The sequence below is a fragment of the Aquimarina aquimarini genome, from assembly GCF_900299535.1.
GTDB lineage: Bacteria > Bacteroidota > Bacteroidia > Flavobacteriales > Flavobacteriaceae > Aquimarina > Aquimarina aquimarini.
In genome coordinates, this window is record NZ_OMKE01000007.1 from 193665 (window position 1) to 212824 (window position 19160).

22 protein-coding genes are annotated in these 19160 nt (G+C 35.5%); 21 read left to right on the top strand and 1 reads right to left on the bottom strand.

Annotated elements, in window-relative coordinates; translation table 11 throughout:
- The first annotated feature begins 8 nt into the window (after nt 1–8).
- The 21 genes from cobM (at nt 9) to DG508_RS03265 (ending at nt 18819) form a co-directional block, all read left to right on the top strand.
- A complete protein-coding gene (cobM, locus tag DG508_RS03170) occupies nt 9–1859 on the top strand; it encodes a precorrin-4 C(11)-methyltransferase (RefSeq protein ID WP_108866742.1) in 1851 nt (616 codons plus the stop codon).
- On the top strand, nt 1856–2587 hold the full coding sequence (locus DG508_RS03175; RefSeq protein WP_108866743.1) for a precorrin-6A/cobalt-precorrin-6A reductase: 732 nt from the start codon (nt 1856–1858) through the stop codon (nt 2585–2587). Before cobM ends, DG508_RS03175 begins: the two co-directional genes overlap by 4 nt.
- Before the next feature lie 3 nt (nt 2588–2590).
- Nucleotides 2591–3688 carry a cobalt-precorrin-5B (C(1))-methyltransferase gene (locus DG508_RS03180; protein WP_108866744.1) on the top strand — a complete coding sequence of 366 codons (1098 nt, stop codon included), beginning with the start codon at nt 2591–2593 and terminating at the stop codon, nt 3686–3688.
- Complete coding sequence (locus DG508_RS03185) at nt 3685–4398, top strand: hypothetical protein (RefSeq protein ID WP_108866745.1); 714 nt, start codon at nt 3685–3687, stop codon at nt 4396–4398. Before DG508_RS03180 ends, DG508_RS03185 begins: the two co-directional genes overlap by 4 nt.
- Nucleotides 4399–4771: 373 nt before the next feature.
- Nucleotides 4772–5227, top strand: a complete 456-nt coding sequence (locus DG508_RS03190) for a tRNA (cytidine(34)-2'-O)-methyltransferase (protein ID WP_108866746.1) — start codon at nt 4772–4774, stop codon at nt 5225–5227.
- A gap of 421 nt (nt 5228–5648) precedes the next feature.
- Nucleotides 5649–5822: a hypothetical protein gene (locus DG508_RS20945; protein ID WP_159090632.1), complete on the top strand. Its 174-nt coding sequence runs from the start codon at nt 5649–5651 to the stop codon at nt 5820–5822.
- 122 nt (nt 5823–5944) lie between these two features.
- Nucleotides 5945–8020 carry an ATP-binding protein gene (locus tag DG508_RS03195; RefSeq protein WP_234418162.1) on the top strand — a complete coding sequence of 692 codons (2076 nt, stop codon included), beginning with the start codon at nt 5945–5947 and terminating at the stop codon, nt 8018–8020.
- Entirely contained in the window at nt 8017–8670 is a 654-nt protein-coding gene (locus DG508_RS03200) for a response regulator transcription factor (RefSeq protein WP_108866748.1), read from the top strand. Before DG508_RS03195 ends, DG508_RS03200 begins: the two co-directional genes overlap by 4 nt.
- 251 nt (nt 8671–8921) lie before the next feature.
- Nucleotides 8922–9725: a hypothetical protein gene (locus tag DG508_RS03205; RefSeq protein WP_108866749.1), complete on the top strand. Its 804-nt coding sequence runs from the start codon at nt 8922–8924 to the stop codon at nt 9723–9725.
- A 14-nt stretch (nt 9726–9739) separates the two neighbouring features.
- The gene (locus tag DG508_RS03210) at nt 9740–10696 is read left to right on the top strand and encodes a caspase family protein (RefSeq protein WP_108866750.1); all 957 of its coding nucleotides are present in this window, start codon (nt 9740–9742) and stop codon (nt 10694–10696) included.
- A 29-nt stretch (nt 10697–10725) separates the two neighbouring features.
- Nucleotides 10726–11085: a hypothetical protein gene (locus tag DG508_RS03215; RefSeq protein ID WP_103865710.1), complete on the top strand. Its 360-nt coding sequence runs from the start codon at nt 10726–10728 to the stop codon at nt 11083–11085.
- An 11-nt stretch (nt 11086–11096) separates the two neighbouring features.
- Nucleotides 11097–11873 carry a toll/interleukin-1 receptor domain-containing protein gene (locus DG508_RS03220; protein WP_108866751.1) on the top strand — a complete coding sequence of 259 codons (777 nt, stop codon included), beginning with the start codon at nt 11097–11099 and terminating at the stop codon, nt 11871–11873.
- A 17-nt stretch (nt 11874–11890) separates the two neighbouring features.
- Complete coding sequence (locus tag DG508_RS03225) at nt 11891–12244, top strand: DUF6804 family protein (protein WP_159090636.1); 354 nt, start codon at nt 11891–11893, stop codon at nt 12242–12244.
- Nucleotides 12245–12477: 233 nt separating this feature from the next.
- Nucleotides 12478–13737: a hypothetical protein gene (locus DG508_RS03230; RefSeq protein WP_108866753.1), complete on the top strand. Its 1260-nt coding sequence runs from the start codon at nt 12478–12480 to the stop codon at nt 13735–13737.
- Nucleotides 13738–13755: 18 nt separating this feature from the next.
- Nucleotides 13756–14676 (top strand): hypothetical protein, encoded by a 921-nt coding sequence (locus tag DG508_RS03235; RefSeq protein ID WP_108866754.1) that lies wholly within the window; start codon nt 13756–13758, stop codon nt 14674–14676.
- A gap of 15 nt (nt 14677–14691) precedes the next feature.
- Nucleotides 14692–16122, top strand: coding sequence for an ion transporter (locus tag DG508_RS03240; protein WP_108866755.1), 1431 nt, complete (start codon nt 14692–14694; stop codon nt 16120–16122).
- 1028 nt (nt 16123–17150) lie between these two features.
- Nucleotides 17151–17504 carry a YegP family protein gene (locus DG508_RS03245; RefSeq protein ID WP_103865716.1) on the top strand — a complete coding sequence of 118 codons (354 nt, stop codon included), beginning with the start codon at nt 17151–17153 and terminating at the stop codon, nt 17502–17504.
- 85 nt (nt 17505–17589) lie between these two features.
- Nucleotides 17590–17835 (top strand): DUF4236 domain-containing protein, encoded by a 246-nt coding sequence (locus DG508_RS03250; RefSeq protein ID WP_108866756.1) that lies wholly within the window; start codon nt 17590–17592, stop codon nt 17833–17835.
- Between the two features lie 35 nt (nt 17836–17870).
- Nucleotides 17871–18212 carry an excalibur calcium-binding domain-containing protein gene (locus tag DG508_RS03255; protein WP_108866757.1) on the top strand — a complete coding sequence of 114 codons (342 nt, stop codon included), beginning with the start codon at nt 17871–17873 and terminating at the stop codon, nt 18210–18212.
- Between the two features lie 12 nt (nt 18213–18224).
- Nucleotides 18225–18449: a hypothetical protein gene (locus DG508_RS03260; RefSeq protein WP_234418163.1), complete on the top strand. Its 225-nt coding sequence runs from the start codon at nt 18225–18227 to the stop codon at nt 18447–18449.
- A gap of 55 nt (nt 18450–18504) precedes the next feature.
- Nucleotides 18505–18819, top strand: a complete 315-nt coding sequence (locus DG508_RS03265; protein ID WP_108866758.1) for a DUF3892 domain-containing protein — start codon at nt 18505–18507, stop codon at nt 18817–18819.
- A 135-nt stretch (nt 18820–18954) separates the two neighbouring features.
- Here DG508_RS03265 and DG508_RS03270 read toward each other — a convergent pair.
- The coding region (locus tag DG508_RS03270) for a hypothetical protein (RefSeq protein ID WP_159090637.1) at nt 18955–19160 on the bottom strand (206 nt) is incomplete at its 5' end.

A 19160-nucleotide genomic window follows, 5' to 3' on the forward strand; every position in this document is an offset into this window, starting at 1 on the left:
AAAAACACATGTCAGAACACACTATAAAAGTAGCCATACTTTGTTTTACAGATCAAGGCGTATCGATTGCCAAAACATTGCAAAAAGAATTCTATCGCTCCAAGCTTTTTACCACTAGAAGTATAGAAACAGCTAAAGATATAAAGCAAATAGATTCGGTATCAGAATTGATGCAAACATCTTTTCAGACCTATGATGCTTGGATTTTTGTAGGAGCATTAGGAATCTGTGTACGTAGTATTGCTGAGCATATCAAAGATAAAGCAACAGACCCAGCTGTAATAAATGTTGATGACCAAGGCAAGTTTGCACAAGCTGTACTCAGTGGGCATATAGGCAAAGCCAATACACTCACCACTCAAATAAGTAGAATCCTTAACGCACAAGCCGTACTATCTACATCCAGCGATTTACAAGAACTATGGGCTTTAGACACACTCGCAGAAACATACAAGTGGAAAACAAAAAGTAGTATTCCCCTTAATACCATCATCTCATTATTTGTCAATAGAAAACCCACCGCATTAGTTGTAAAAGTAAAAGACAAAGGAACGCAGTATCTAGAAAAAACATGTCCAGATTTTGTAGATATCTACTATACAATAGAAGATTGCGATACAACACAATACGAATTACTTATATATGTAGGGTATGAGGAATTATCCACAGCAATAGCAACACTAGCATTCTATCCCCCGTGCATTGCATTAGGTAGTGGGTGTGCAAAAGACATAGAGCCTCATTTATTTATAGAAGGAATCACACAAGAGCTCAAAAAACAAGGAATTGCTATAGAAAGTCTATGTGGTATAGGCTCAGCAACCATCAAAAATGAAGAGCAAGCCTATCTTGATTTTGCAGAAGAACAAGACTTTCCGTTTATCACCTATTCAGGAGAAGAGCTCAATACAATCACAGTAGCCAATCCATCAGAAGTAGTAAAGAAAAAAGTAGGAGTCTACGGAGTTTCAGAAGCCGCCGCCGCATTAATTTCGGGTCAGTCAGCATGGATGATAGAAAAAACAAAAAGCATTACCCCGTCTGGTAAGAAATTTACCTATGCGCTAAGTATATTGAAGAATTATGAACGCAAAGCCAGTATCGCTATTGTAGGAGCAGGATCAGGAGACCCAGAACTATTGACACTAAAAGGGCAATACATCCTAGAAAACGCAGACTGTATCCTATATGCAGGAAGTCTGGTGCCAGAAGCCTTGACACATATGGCAAAAGAAGGAGCACTAGTACGTAATTCAGCCTCGATGACACTAGAAGAGCAAGTAGCTATCATGGATCAGTATTATGCAGAAGGTAAATCTATCGTGCGCCTGCACTCAGGAGACCCATCTATATATGGAGCCATACAAGAACAGATGACTATTTTTGATGAAAAAGGATATGAGTATTATATCGTTCCTGGAATATCATCATTTCAGGCCGCCGCAGCATACCTCAAATCAGAATTTACCATACCAGAAGTAGCACAAACCATTATCCTTACTCGAGGAGAAGGAAACACACCAATGCCAGAGCACGAAAAAATTGCTGATATGGCAAAGTTAAGAGCTACCATGTGTATTTTCTTAAGTGTAGGTATTGCCAAAAAAATACAAACACAACTATTAGAACATTACCCAGCAAACACCCCGCTAGCAGTATTATATCGAGTAAGTTGGGAAGATGAACAGGTGTGGACAGGAGAGCTGTCACAGCTCACCACGATTATCAAAGAAAATAAACTATCACGTACTGTACTTATAGTAGTAGGAGAAGCCGTAGGAGCCCGTAAAAACAGATCGTGGTTATATGATGATAAATGGCATCATATCTTTAGAAAAAAAGAAAAACAAATCAAATGATACTCGTTTTCGGAGGCACTACAGAAGGGAAACAGGTCGCCAAAATATTAGACGAATTACAATCCCCGTATTATTATTCTACAAAAACCAAAGTAGCATATACAGGAAAAGGAACTCCTATACACGGGGCAATGACAAGAGAAGACATAGAAAACTTTTGTCACAAGCATACAATTACGCATATCATCAATGCATCACATCCTTTTGCAGTACAATTACACCAAACAATTGCCGCACTTTCGTTGCCCATACCCTTGATACGTTTTAACAGAAAATTTGCTCCCAGAGTAATTCACCCTCTGGTGACATATGTGGATAGTTTTGAAGAAGCAATAGCACATTTCAAAACAAAAAACTATCATTCATTACTAGCATTATCAGGAGTTCAAACCATAGAAAAATTAAAAACATATTGGAGAAACTATACCACATGGTTTCGTATTCTGGATAGAGATACCTCTAGAGTTATTGCTCATCAGGCAAATTTTCCTGAGAAGAATTTACTATATGGATATCCACAAACCAAAGATGAAGAGATAGAACTATTCAACAAACTAACCCCCGATGTGATCCTTACCAAAGAAAGTGGAAGCAACGGAAAATTAGACCAAAAAATAGCAGCAGCACAAGCAGTAGAAATTCCGATAGTCATTCTCAAAAAGCCCAAACTTTCTAATCGGTATCTTTGTATAGACACCACAACAAAATTAATCAATATTGTAAGCTAACCTTTGGGAGAATTACAAGACATACCAGACAAACCACTACGCAGAGGATACACCACAGGAGCCTGTGCAACTGCCTGCACCAAAGCAGCATTATGGAGTTTGGTTACTCAACAAAAAATAACCCAAGTACAAGTACAATTACCCATAGGAGAAGAAGTAACTTTTCAAGTACAATGTATCTCGATTACCTCAGAAAAAGCAACCTATAGCACCATAAAAGACGCAGGAGATGACCCCGATGTAACCCATAATGCTGAGATTATAGCAACTATATCTCTTGATGATACAGGAACAATTACGTTCAAAAGAGGAGAAGGAGTAGGGTTGATCACCTTACCAGGGCTAGAAATCCCTGTAGGAGAACCAGCAATCAATCCCGTGCCCAGAGATATGATGCGAGTGGTATGTCAAAAAATACTATCCGATCACCAACTCGAAAAACGAGGAGTAAACATAACCATCGCAGTAACAGATGGTGAGAAAATAGCCAAAAAAACATTAAATAGTCGTTTGGGAATACTGCATGGTATCTCGATATTAGGAACTACAGGTATCGTCACACCATTCTCTGCCGCTTCATACATAGCCAGTATTCAACAAGGAATCGATGTCGCTATCGCAAACGGAGAAACAGAGTTATTAATCAACTCAGGAGGGCGAAGTGAGAAAATGCTGAAAGCCATATTTCCCGATATCACAGAAGTATCATGTATTCATTATGGCAATTGGATACATGAAACGTTTGAGAAAATTCACCAATCCCCGCAGATCACCAAAGTAGCCATGGGGATCATGTTGGGGAAAGCCACAAAACTGGCACAAGGCAGAACCAATACCCATAGTGGGAAAACGACCTGGGATAAAAATTTTATATACCAATTAGCAAAAGAAGCAGGGTATTCTGAGCAGGTAGCCAGTAAAGTTTTAGTACTAAATATGGCTGGGCGTTTACGGGAAATTTTTACTTTTGCAACACAGGAAAAATTTTATCAAAAACTAGCAGAACAATGTCATTATCATTGTCAGAAAATAGCCCCGCATATAGCACTCACTATCTATCTGATTAATACTGATGGCAACTATATAACCTATACCCTATGAACGTAATGAACCTTGTAAGGCCTCTAATTGCAGGAGTACTACATTCTTTTGAACCCGACCACATGTCAGCAGTATCCGTATTGGCGGCAGAAAATGTTATTCAGAAAAAGAAAATGTCTTTCAAGACAGCAATCACTGCCTCACAATGGGCATTGGGGCATTCTGTAACCCTTCTTCTTTTCGGGGGGATCGCGTTACTATTCAGAACCGCATTACACGCTTTTGTACAAAGTATCTCATTCTGGGCAGAATTTTCTGTAGGCCCTATTATGATATGGTTGGGTGTTGTGGCAATTAGAAGAAACCATAAGATCAATGAGATGATGGCAGATCACAAAAAGATAGAAGAGCACGATCACATAGCAGGAAACCCGATTCACCTACATGGTAAAAAAGGAGAAGAGATAGCCATGAATCCTATGAATAAATCTTTTTGGGTAGGCATGGTACACGGGTTAGCAGGAACAGGAGGAGCACTTACCTCAGCATTGGTCATTAGTGCAAATACCATATCAGAAGCTATTTTTATATTGATAATAGAATCCGTAGGGATAATTATTTCTATGGCAGTATATAGTTATGTCTTGATTTTTGCCATGAGTCGTTTTATAGAGCGTAATGTGGCGGTATTCAAATGGATGAATGCCGTTGTAGGAATACTCTCTGTTCTAATCGGTATAACCGTATTGCACAGTGTGCTTTTTGCATAAGTTGTAACTTCTCAATACACCTACTATGGCTTGGCACTCGAGGTGACAAACAATAGTAATACCAATAACGTAATGTCTGTTTGAGTGTTTTCTATCAAGTACCAACTGTCAACGATTCATTATTTCATTTTCTGTCCTCTCAGCGTAGGCTGAGAACCAAGGAGTACCTATTGCGTTGTGATAGATTCTGGTCTACACTGGGATGATAAAGTAAAAAAATCGAACCCCAATACTGAGTACCCAATACCAAAGTTTTCAAATAACCATCAATCATCTCACGATGAATCAATCTTTGTGACAAAAAAAGAACATTTTATTATGGTACATTCAAATGATAAATAGTATTATTGACGTATTAAAAATAGAATAAAACATGCCGTATAATATTGTACTTGTTGAACCCGAGATACCAACGAACACTGGTAATATAGGGAGGCTTAGTCTAGCATCAGGATCAAACTTACATTTGGTAAAACCGTTTGGTTTTGAGTTAAGTGATTCGCGATTAAAAAGAGCAGGATTAGACTATTGGAAACATATTTCGGTACATATATATGACAGTATCGATGAGTTTTATGCTGAGAACAAAGATAAGAACATGGTATATCTATCAAGTCATGCAGAAAAAGATCATTATGCAATCCCTTATGAAGACGATATGTTTTTTGTGTTCGGAAAAGAATCTGTAGGGCTTCCAGATGATATAACCACTCAATACCCCGACAAGTTATATAAAATCCCCATGTATAGTGACAAAATAAGAAGCCTTAATCTCGCTAATGCGGTAAGCATAGTCGTGTACGAAGGAATACGGAATAGTATCCTGTAGCCCAAATTATACCTTTTTAACCTCAAATTTGGGACAGCAAGAAGCAAATTTAGACTTCAAACACCCACTCACGCGTCTTTTTGACGAAGTGTTTAGCTTTGTCAGTTGAATTTTTAGGTCTTTGAGTTAAAATTTCAACTCAGTTTGTTGAAATTTCAACCCCTAAAGCTGAATTTTTAACTCATCGGGTTAAAAACTTCGTCTTTTTTGCTAAACGGAACGTCTTTTTGATCCAACAGAAGGTCTTTTGGGCGAAATGGGTATCAAAATCCCCCTCATTTGTTACCAATTACTATAGTTTTTATCCATTAGATAACAAAACTCCATAGAACTGAGGATACAATACACCCTGTTCTGACGATTGATCCCATGCTTTGTATATACGAGATTTGTAGTATTAAATAATTTAAAAAACTATAAAATGAAAAAACAAAACATGAACAACCAAGAAAGAGAAGAAGTAGTGGCAACAGCAAAATCAGGAATTACACCAGACCCAAACCATCAAGATACCCCTAAACCAGATGGTGAAACTGCTAGTGGTAATGAAGAAGAAGATGAAATAGAAAAACCAGGAGATAATATCTTTAAATAAGAGATTGGGATATAAAAGGCTTTCTATATCTTTAATATAAGGATAGAAAGCCTTTTTTGTTAACCACATAAATGTATTGCTACTACATGAGAAAAATAAAACAGCTGCTACTATTAGTTTGTATGATATCAAGTGTTTTAGGGTTTAGTCAACATTCAAAAACCATAGATAGTTTACAGCTATTAATATCCAAACAAAAAGGAATCAAACGTGCCCAAACCTTAAATGAATTGTCCTGGCAATACGCAAAGAAAAATGATTCATTGGCAATAGCGTATGCGCAACAGGCAAGAAAATGTAGTGATTCTCTGGGATATACTGCAGAATTAGCCACAAGCTATATACGATTAGGAACTGTGTATCTACATACGAATCGATTTAAAGAAGCAGAAGAGAACCTAAAAATAGCCTTACAACTAGAAGAAAAAGAAAACAATATCTCAGGTATCGCCAGAGCAAAAGGGATATTAGCTGTAGTATATAAAAAAACACAGAATTATAGTAAAGCAATTCAGTTAAATAAAGAATGTTTAATAATTCAAAAACAACAACAGAATAACAAAAAGATAGCCAGACTTTATAATAATCTTGGTTTTTTATATAAAGAGAAAAACGAGCCAGAAAAAGCGTTAGAGTATTACCATAAAAGTATTGATTTAAGAGATTCTATACAGGATAAAAAAGGACTACTCATTTCGTATAAAAATATAGGAGCTTTTTATAACGATCAAAAAAAATACAGGCAAGCAATTATAGAATTAAAAAAAGGGATAGAATTATGTAAAGAGCTGAATGACTCTATTCAACTATCGGGTATTTTTATGAACATAGGTAGCTCCCATAACCATTTGAGAGAGTTAGATACAGCACTTGTTTATTTTGAAAAGAGCCTCTTTATCAAAGAAAAAAATAAGATAAAAAAAACAGAGACAATATATAGTAATATAGGCTCAATTATGGAAAAGAAGCAACGCCTTGATAAAGCCATAACATATTATGATAAAAGTATTGCTATAGCCATACAAAACAAAAATGAACGACAATTAGTAGATACCTACTATAATAAAGGAAAGGTATACAAGAAAAAGGAGCAATACAACAAAGCCTTGGCCTATTATTTTGATGCTTTGCAACTTGCAGAAAAATATCACAAAGAATATCGAAGATTAGATATTTTATCAGGAATAGGAGAGGCCTATGAGCAGTTGCAAGACTATAGAAACGCACATATCTATAACGAAAAACATATCATATTAAGAAACCAAATAGAAAAAAAAGCCAGAGAGAATGAACAAGCAATACAGATGTTGAATGAAGAACGGCATAAGAACAAGCTCTTACAAATAGAAAAACAAAAAACAGAAGCAGAAAGCAAAACAAAAAACACACAGCTAACATTTTTGTTAATAGGAAGCGCATTGATGGTTATATTATTTTTTGTGCTATTTAGAAGCTACCGATTAAAAAAGCAAAACCAGATTGCAATACAAAACGAAAAAATAAAACAAGGAGAAATAGAAGAATTACTAAAAAATCAAGAACTAAAGTCTATACACGCAATGATCGATGGGCAAGAAAAAGAACGCAAACGAATTGCTCAGGATTTACACGATCGGTTAGGCAGTATGCTATCTGTAGTCAAAATTCATTATAAATCTGTAGAAGAGAATTTAGAAAAAATGAAAGCAGATTCCAAAACACAATACGAGAAAGCCAATGAATTACTAGATGAAGCCTGTGTAGCCGTACGAGAGATATCTCATAATATGGTATCAGGAGTACTCACCAAATTTGGACTCATTCCTGCATTACGCGAATTAAAACAAAATCTGGAAAGTACGGGTACTTTAGAAATAGAGTTGATAGACTACGGATTTGATGACCGAATAGACAACGAACTAGAAATTAATATCTACCGTATTATTCAAGAATTGATAGGAAACATCCTTAAGCATGCCAATGCCAAAGAAGTAAGCGTACAACTACTTAAAAGAGAAACAACAATCAACATTACCGTAATCGATGACGGAGATGGTTTTGATACCACAGCCATAGCCAATTATTCTGGAATGGGAATCAAAGGAATACAATCCAGAGTAGAAAATTTACAAGGAGAAGTAGCATTTGATTCTGGTAGAGGAAATGGTACTACCGTTACCATCGATATCCCTGTTGATCCAAAAAAACATACATTATGACATATACCAAACCAATAAAAGTACTCATAGTAGACGACCACCAAATTGTGATCGATGGCATTCGTTCTTTATTAAAAACCAGTCATGATATCCATATTGTAGGAGAAGCTCTTCATGGCAAAGAAGCGTTAGATATACTAGCCACCAAAGAAGTCGATATCATCATTCTGGATATAGAAATGCCGATAATGGGAGGAATAGAAGTTACCAAAATAGTCAAAGAAAAATATCCAGATACTAGAGTATTAATACTTACTATGTACGATACACTCGAATTTGTACAACAAGCAACAGAAATAGGGGCAGACGGCTATATCCTAAAAAATAAAGGAGCAGAAGAACTAGAGCAAGCATTGCAAACATTGGCCAAAGGTGATGAATATTACGGTAAAGAAGCCAATAAAACATTGCGAACAGGCGTGCGGAAAAAAAAGAAAGGTGATCAAGACAAAATACAACTCACCAAGAGAGAACGCGAAGTATTACAGCTAATAGGCCAAGGAAATACCACCCCACAAATAGCCAAAAAATTGTTTATAGCCCATAGTACTGTAGAAACACACAGGCGTAACCTTATAGAAAAAACACAAGTAGAACACTCTACCAAAGGACTTATTAAATATGCAATTCAAAATGACTTTATAAAGTAATATCCTGTGTCTTTTTATTTCGATAAATTCAACGTGTAAATGGTATTATATCGATAATATTTTTTATTTATAACCCCAGTACACACTGGGGTTTATTTATGGGGTTTTGCTATTCCAGCCCAAGCATGAATCCATAAAATACATGCTATAAATATCCTCAGTTCTGAGGATAAAATTTCCATAATACTGCTGTTTTACAGGAGCTTTTATAAGCTCAACTTTGTAAGTGTAAATAACTAATCATACTTATAATGCAAAGTTTACAGATAGAATATTCAAAAGAGGTAGCCCGCGAATTAGGAAAAATAGCAGTATATCTGCCAGGAGAAGACGTGGCAGTAGGAGACATACTTACTTTTCCTTTTGGTAAAAGAGGATTACTTAATAAAACAGCTCCGTTAGGGAGTTTTCAAAGGATTACCAGTCTTAAAAACCTAAGAATAGGACAGCCAAAAGTCAGGCAATCAGAAAGCCCTGATAGCTATCGGTTTACCAGTAAAAAAGCCGTTCAGTTTAATTTTGGAACGAAAGCACAGGCAGACCTAGCCAACAATGCACTACCCAAGGCAAACGGAGAATTGCAAATCAAACTATCGGCAGAAGGAGCCATCTGTTTTTTTGCCCTTAATTGTACCAAAACATCTCTAGAAGACATCACCGCTCTAGAAAACGAAATCAATGCCAAAGGAAAAAAAATGCTATGGGAAGATACCTATTTGGTAACCTCGGTAACGACCGCCCAAAAAGCGCTGATCATACAATCCAAAAGTAATGAATCAGAACTTACACTAGCAGGAGAAGTACAAGGGCTACAATCTAGTAGTTTGATGAATCTGCATGCCAATGCAGGGATACATATCAAAAAGCAAAAAGGAAATATGTTTATCAAAGACTGGTCAGATGATGTAACCGTATTTATGGATTTGATGAAGTTTGAAAAAGAAACCTTCGGAACCAAGAATAATCATTTCTCTACAGAAGCATCTGATCAGGATGCTATACGATTACACCCCGTTTCTATTTCAGAATTAATAGAAGACATCAACATACTATAAAACTATCCATTATTATGAGAAGAGCACTAATTGTAGGTATTAACCATTATACCAATGCCCCGCTAAAAGGATGTATCAAAGATGCCGAAAAAATGAATACTGTATTAGCTACTAATGCAGATGGCTCACCAAATTTTGATTGTAAGTTGCTGGTAAGTTCAGAAGGCGCAAAATACCCAATCACAATAGCCAAACTCAAAAAGCATATCCATACCCTGTTTAATCAAGAAGCAGCAATAGCGGTTCTCTATTTTTCGGGACATGGAGCAAGCACAGAGGTAGGAAGTTATCTGGTAACTCAGGATGCCCATAAATATAACGAAGGGGTCTCGCTACAAGAGATCATCAATATGGCAAATAGCTCCAAGGTCAAAGAAGCAATCATTATGCTCGATGCATGTTACAGTGGGAATATGGGAAATCTCATTGAGTTTGGAAACAGAAAAGTAGTACTTCGGGAGGGAGTCTCTATTCTCACTGCCAGTAGAGATACACAGTTTGCAGTAGAAAGAAACGGATCGGGATTATTTACCTCGATCATCTATGAGGCGATGAATGGAGGAGCTTCTGATATTTTGGGCAATATAACCGTAGCAGGTACCTATTATTTTGCCGATCAATTACTGAATTCATGGGAGCAACGCCCCATTTTTAAAACGCATGTATCCAAGATGACTCCCCTGCGATACTGCCCGCCAAAAGTACCATTACAGATTCTTAGAAAACTAACACTGTATTTTGAACAAAAAGACGAAGCACTACAACTAAGTCCGCTATATGAAGAAAGTATGGAACCCAGAAATGAGGTTTTTGAGCAGATCATGTCACACTTACGACTGTTTCATACCAATGGATTACTAACCCCTGTAGGTACTTTGTTTATGTATAATGCCGCAAAAGATAACAAGACATGTAAACTCACGACACTAGGAAAATTCTATTGGGATCTCGTATACAAAAAGCAATTGTAACCAATACACTCATAACAAAATATAAACAGATGAAAAACATACGTATATCCTATAAATGGATTAGTCTGATTCTCGCAGTAGGCATTCCCCAGTTGTTGTATGAGATTGTAAAAGAATGTAGCGGATTAACAGGAGCGATGGCAATTACTCATACCCTTAAATATTTAGGATTCAATATCCATATGGAAGTAGGAGTAAAAACACTCATCATTACAGGAGTACTCTCTTTTATACTATCAGAATGGCTTCTTGTAAAATATTATAAACACAAATTAGAAAGAGATATCGTAAAAAGAAAGGCAAATACAGTTCTCAAAGTACTGTGCCTTATAGAGACATATAATATCCCTGTCTCCTTAAAAAAAGTATTAAAAACCTATTTTTTATAAATCTAACACTTATGAATACGCTAGAAAAAAAGAACCTGTCACAAGAAATATCACTCTATACATTTGCAAAATACAAACCCGATGAACTCCTAAAAAAGATGAAGGGATATGGAGTACCTATACCAGATGATATACCGATAAAGAGACAACAGATCACCAAGATATTACAACAGCAAGAAGACCAGATATTGCAAGCAATACGAAAAGCAGAACAGATTAGGCCATTGATGGTATCGTCTGCCCCCCCGACAACAATAACACAAACAACAACGGCACCACCTCAACCAGTAAAGCCAAAAAAAATATTCATTAGTCACTCAAAAGAAGACTTGATTTATGTACAACAGATTATCAATGTACTAGAAAGAGTAGGGATAGGAAGTCATCAGATTTTTTGTAGTTCTTATGAGGGGTATGGAACCCCACTAGGGTCAGATTACCTCAAAGTGCTCAAAGAAGAATTACAGGGAGATACATTGGTTTTGTTTGTCTTATCTCAACATTTTTTTGATAGCAAAATATGTCTTTGTGAGATGGGGGCTACATGGATACTTACTCAAAAGCACATTCCCATATATATCCCACCCTTTACACCAGAAAATGTGGGAGGTGTACTTCCTACCACCCAAGGAATGCAGATCAATAAAAAGCGACAACTGATTATACTAAAAGAACGACTCGAAAAAGAATTCGAGATACAGAAACAAATTTCTTTTATGAAGTGGGACCGACAAATAGACGACTCGCTGAGAGTCATTAATGAAGCATTAAAAAAAGCTCTTTTATAAACCAAAAACAAAAGGATATGATCACAAAATACAGTTCGTTGCTATGTGCCTGCTTCTTAATAATAGCCCTCTTTTACCTCCCAGCCTCGTATTATATGTTTCTTAGAATCATAGTAGCCTTAGGAGCTATATTAATCATTATACGCAGTAGCATCCAAAAAGAATATGCATGGGGAGCAGTGTTTGTCATTATAGGAATACTTTTTAACCCCTTTATACCCATATATCTATATCAAAAAAACAAATGGATATGGGTAGACCTATTCGTAGCCTTTTTATTTCTGTTTGATTTTTATCCGCGCAAACGCAAAGAAAAAGTAGCGCATAAAAAACCAACGATCCGCACATATGATAGAGATAGAATCTATTAGGTATAATACCAGTTATACTTTGAATTTACTGTAAAAAGAAAATCAGCTATTTTTTTGTTTATGCAAAGAAGAAAAAGTTAGCATAGCTATAGCTATGGTTAGTTTTTATTTTGAAGCATAGGCGAAAAAGAGAATTTTATTGCGGTAAATTCAAAGTGTAAATGGTATAACTACCAAATTAGTATCCCCGCCCTAATTAAAAACCATAATACATCATAAAAAAATAAATACTCATGGAACTATTACAACAACTAACCAAAAAGAAAGAAGAAATTACAGAAGTAAAAAACGGAGTAGCAGTAAATCCGATAGATAAGACCAATCAGGCATCGGTAGCTTATGAAGACTCAAAAGCATGTGGTGGTAGAACCCCCAATCTCAAAGCCTCTTTAGAAACACTATACGAACAATTTTTTACCAAAATAAAAGCAGATGGCTTTGAGCAACAGCAATTAAAACAACCTTATATAACAGAGACAGAAAGCCTAGAAGAAAAACTAGCGCACAAAGAGGAAGAAATCAAAAAGGTAACTCAGGAACAAGATAGCTTACAATCTCAAATCAATGCACTCCACCAAGAAAGTATACTGGCTATAAAAAATCCAGAAACGCTAGAAGAAATAAAACCAAAATCCAATATAAAATTATGGATGGGGTTGGTATTTCTGATCCCATTGAGTGCCTATATATTTATCTTTTATATCTCTACTGCATACTCTTCATTTTTCAAAGTTTTTGATCCTAATATCAGTCTTTTTCATACCATTTTTGAACCCAAAGCAATAGAAAGAGCATTTGAAGCAGGGTGGATGGAAGCTGGTTTTGTGATTTTGATTCCCTTTGTATTCTTCTCTCTAGGATATCTGATCCATATGTTCTGGAGTCAAAATAAGATCAGTAGTTATATCAAGGTAGGCGCGCTACTTATCATCACCCTATCTTTTGATGTAATCCTTGCATATCTCATAGATCAAAAAGAATACAACTTTAACAAAACACCAGAATCTCCAGAGTTTACTATTAGCATGGCATTAGAAAGCCCTACTTTCTGGCTGATCATCTTTGCTGGATTTGTCTCCTACTTTATATGGGGGCTTGTATTTGATACGGTAATGATAGAAAATGCAAAAAGAGATACCATGCAGTTTTTTAGAAAAAATCACCAGGAAAAAGTAAAACAGAAAAATAAATTACTCGGCAAAACAAAACAAAAGTTAGACAATCTAGAAGAAGAGAGCGAAACCTATAAGGTAAGATTAAAAGAACTAGCATGTATTATAGAAGGATTCATTCTTCCTATTCAGAACTATAAAGTATTTGCGATAGCCTACCTAAAAGGGTGGCAAAAATATATTGCGGCAGAACTACCAATGGGGCAAGAAGAAAAAATAAACCTGCTAGAAGAGTGCGGAGTCGTCTATCAATCCCATATCAAATCCCTCGATCTGGAGGCAGACGACTACCAGAATAAAATATATACCACAGTACTATAACCCATAACATACAAACAGATGAAAACTATAATTATACCCACCATTGCAACCCTATTCCTACTAAGTAGTTGTACCAATACACAGACAAATGATACACTTATAGCAGAAGCTCGTGTTGTTTCTGCTAATAAGGGGGGAATCCCTGATTTTATATGTAAAAACACTAGAAACAACCTTAATATAAGTGTGTTACTCGATTTGTCAGACAGAATAGGATATCCTAACCAAAGAGAAAATGATCTAAAACATATACAGAGTATTTCTAGAATATTCAAAAATCATGTGATGCAGAAAAAATCAATTCTATTAGAAGATCACTTACAAGTCTTTTTTGAGCCCGACCCATCACCTGATAAAACCGATGAGATTATTACTAAGCTCAAGTTTGGGATTACCAGAAAAACCAATACAGCCACCATACAATCAATAGAAAAGAGCTATAAAGAGCTTCCTCCTAAATTATATAAGTGGGCAGATGAAGCCTCACACACCAAAAAGGGAGCAGATATTTGGCGTTTTTTTAAAGACGATGTAACAGGCTATTGTATAGAAGAATGTCATAGAAATATACTAATCATCCTTACCGATGGGTATTTATACCATAAAGACAAAAAACAAAAGAATAAAAATAGAACCACCTATATCAATCAAAAATTACTAGCACACCCTACTTTGAATATGCCTGATTGGGAGACTTTTATAGAAAAAAGGGATATGGGGATTTTATGGAACGAAAAACCCATGTTGAAGAATCTTGAAATTCTTGTTCTGGGAATCGATAGGCACGAAAGCAAGAATAGCAATGCAGAAGAAATTATAAGCTATTACTGGAGCAATTGGTTTAAAGAAATGGGAGCTCAAAAATTCAAAATAAAAAGAACAGGTAAACCCGCACATCTAGAAAAAGTAATACAAGACTTTATACACAATAAATATTAATAGGCACTATCGATTATGCAAATAAAATCGTTTTTATACTATTGGTTATCGAGTGATAAAAACCCTAGAAGATATCTGGTAGACCTGTTTATAACATTAGTTATTTTTACTTCTATTCTGTTACTATGTATAGAAAGTATCAAGGGGGAGCTGTCATATAAGCTGACCATTATTGATCATTGTGTTATCATAATTTTTATAATAGAATACCTCGCACGTTTTTATATCTGTAGTCATTTTAGAAAAGATTGTAAAGAAAAAGGAATCTTTTATGCTATAAATCAAAAAGCCAGGTGGATGCTTAGGTGGTCTTCTATTATTGATTTTTTGGCAATCCTACCAGCAGTACATTATTTTAAGACCTTTAGAATGCTTAAATATTTAAGATTACTTCGGGTAATACGACTTTTTAAAGCATTCAGAATTATCAGGGATATGCATAAACTGGTTATTATTTTAAGAGGAATGCGAGAAGAGAACAGGGTCTTCTCTATATTTTTTGTAGCAACAGCAGTCTTATTATTGACTACCACATTTGGGTTGTATATATCAGAAAATCCCTCTGGTAGCCAAACATTTTCATCCTATACAGATAGTCTGGTATATGCATTAAAAACAGTAGAGTTGATGGATGATACCCCAACGACGAATACGGGTAAAATTTTGTCAGGATTGCTACTGTTCTCTAATATGGCCATTTTCGGTTTTTTTGTTTCAATCACTATTAATAAAATCAAACTTGTTATGGATACACTAACCTCAGGAAAAATTCAAAAACTAAATCTTACAGATCATACCGTATTATGTGGATGTACCAAATCCTCACAAAATGTTATAGAAGATCTGCTAAAAGACAGAAGAAATCATAATAATGTGGTGCTAATTACTACAAAGCCAATAGAAGATATCTCAGGTGTCATCTATGTAAATGCAGATTATACAGAATACCAAAGTTTGGAAAAAGTAAATATTTCCAAAGCAAAAAATGCAATCGTATTTGCAGAATCCAGAGAGCATGATACGAATAAAGATATTGATTTGCGAACAGTGATGACCGTTTTTCATATAGAAAAAATGGCACCTCAGGTACATACCATTGCAGAAATCAATGACGAGCAGAATGCAGAAATTATACAAGATAAAATCAATGGAGATGAGATCATTTATAAAGAATTGATAGATGCCAGAATTATAGGTAGCTGTATAAAAAACCCAAATATATCAAACCTCTTTTATGCGCTTTTTGAAAACAAAGGAGACTGTATTCAAAACACCACATTAGCCAATCTCAATATAACTACCTCGGTAAATGTAAAAAAACTGAGGCACCTATTTATAGAGCAGGATAAAACATTTTTGGGAGTCATAGACACGCAAAAAAAAGCATATCTATCCCCTCCAAATACTATGGTAGTTACCAGCAATCACCAACTGATTTATATCTAGTTTTCTCTTTGTTATGATAGAAAATTACATTAAAAAAAGCTATAAAAAAACCTGTAAAACCCTGTGTTTTTGGTGAATTTAAAGCCTCTTTTGAAGCGATTTTTTGAGGTCTAAGCGACCAAAAAACGCCTTCTTAGAGCAAAAAAAATGGCATCTAAGACGAGAAAAAACGGCATCTTAGATGCCGTTTTTTCTCGTCTTAGGTCAGTTTTGGTGTTTTTTTGATAAAAATGACCTAAAAAGCTCGTTTTCTTAGGGAGTATGTGTGTTGTAGTAAACAAAGAGAGGTGTGTAGCGATCTCTTTTTCTATGGGTAAGAAATAATGTTTTTAAAACATTAAAACATACAATAAACCTCAGAGTATGTTTGATCCAAAAAGGAGTAATCATTTTGTTGATTATAGAGTAGATAGCTATCTGTATTGTACAGACCAATACGATTATAATACCAAAGACCGAAGTAGGATTGCATTTTGATATAGAAGATATCCCTTTACAATTTCTTAGGAATATAGATTTCGAATTTACTGACATCGTATTGAATTTTAAAAAGAATACTAGTCATAAAGAATCAATGACTGTTCCAAATCAAACCTTAAATTCATAAAAAATGTTAAATCTGGGGTTCTTAATCAAACAGAACCAGAATGATTCGATATTGGGTGTTTGTTATTTTTTATAGTATCGTTTGCCATTCCAGTGTAGACTGGAATCTATCACAACGCAATGAGTACTCCTTGGTTCCCAGCCTGCGTTGAGAGGACAGAGAATGAGATAGAGAGAGGCTCTCATTTTAGAATTTTACATTTATCATTTTGCGGTTTTATATTTATACCATGGGTTCTCAATATATTTTTCACTCCACTACATAAGAAGTATTCAAATAGACATTTCGTTTATAATAGTACTCTTCTGAAAAAAAATCCTCAATTCTGAGGATGTCATATACTAGGTTGTAACGATTGTCTAGCCTGTGATTATCTACGAATTTTGAATCAAATATTATAAACTAATTTAAATAAGAAAAAATGAGTAATCAAAAATTCAAAATTCACAAAAGCGACAAGAACAATCAGTACTATTTCAACCTACATGCAGGTAACAGTCAGGTTATTTTAAGTAGTGAAATGTATACTACAAAACAAGGTTGTAAAGGAGGGATAGAGTCTGTAAAAAACAATTCCCAAATAGACGAACAATACGATCGCAAAGAAGCTAAAAACGGACAGTTCTATTTTACACTAAAAGCTACCAACGGAGAAGCTATTGGTAAGAGCGAGATGTATACTACCAAAACAGCCAGAGACAATGGGATTGAGTCAGTAAAAAAGAATGCTCCCATAGCAGAAACACTTGATACAACAATAAGAGTTGTGAGTTAATTGTGAATACCAAAGGTTGCTCTTATGCAGGGGTAGAAAACATAGCTTTCTGAGCAACCTTTGTTTTCTTTTAAAAAAAACAAATATGGCTTTTAGGTATTATAAACGTATCAAATTAGGAAAAAGACTAGGAATCAATATTAGTAAATCAGGAGTTTATCCCAGTTATCGATCCAAAATAGGAACCATAAGTTCCAGAGGATATTCTGTGAAAACAGGAATTTCTGGACTATCCTACAGAAAATCTTTTAAGAAAGGAAAAGGCTGTTTACTGCTGTTTATCATGCTGATTGGTATTAATCTAAGCCTATTTGTGATACTCCTGTTATAGCCTTAATAACTACCGTAACCAACAAATACACTCAAATGAAAAATCCATGCTCTATAAAACCTTGGCTGGTCATAATACTAGTACTATTAATCACTAATGCCTGTTCAACACCAGAATCAGTAGTAACACACTGTATTGATACCAACTGCGAAGATTATAGATCCCAACAAGAAGCACAAGCAGCTTTTGATGCAGACCCTGAATGTAGAAATGACCTTGACCATGATAGTGATGGGATTGCCTGCGAACATTTGACGGATCGGGTAAGTAATTGCCCAACTACAGCCAATTGTGGATGCTCAGGAAAAAACAAAAACCAATGTAAACAAGACTCTTGCTGCCAATGGATAGTTGGTAAAGGATGCAATTGTAACTAATAAAACAACCCCATGAGTAAACTAATCATTCACCTGCTCCTAGTAGCAATAATGACACCCGCTACTACTATTATAAATGCAGATAAAGAAGTGTATATCTGCAACGGCCCACACAGCAAAAGATATCATTATCACAAACACTGTAGAGGCTTAAGTAAATGTTCTACCTACATATATAAGGTATCCCTAGAAGAAGCCAAAGAAGAAGGCAGAACCCTTTGTGGTTGGGAAGATTAGGGGAGATAAGAAATGTGAAAATTTAGATAAAATAAACTATTAAATTATTTTAAATATGGCTATATATAGAATATCAGGAGTTTGGAAAGATTCAAACAATATTATAACTCATTATGCTTTTCATAGTGTAGCAGAAAAGACGATTTCGAGAGCAATAAAAAAAACAAAAAGTGATGCAATTAAGTTATTAGAAATAAAAGGTAATACTGCTACAACTTGGGTTTGGAATTATGTCACAGCTAATTGGACTATTGGAGAAAACGTAGCTGTAGTTAACGGAAGGAACGGGAAATATTTAAGGTCAAACCTTGATAAGACAACAACTGATAATTTAGGGCATTTAGTAGATTTTGATTGGATTGATCCATAATAGACCCCAGTCTACACTGGGGTGACAGTTCGTTTATTAGTATGATGCGTTCTGGTTGTCCTTCCAGCGCAGGGTTATCCATATAGAGATTGTTGCTCCATAATAAAGCCCAGTCTACGCTGGGGTGACAATTCGTTAATTAGTATGATGCGTTCTGGTTGTCCTTTCAGCGCAGGGTTGAATCCATATAGAGATTGTTGCTCCATACTGGATCTCAGTATACACTGGGGTGACAGTTCGTTTATTAGTATGATGCGTTCTGCTTGTCCTTCCAGCGCAGGGTTGAATCCATATAGAGATTGTTGCTCCGCACTGGACCTCAGTATACACTGGGGTGACAA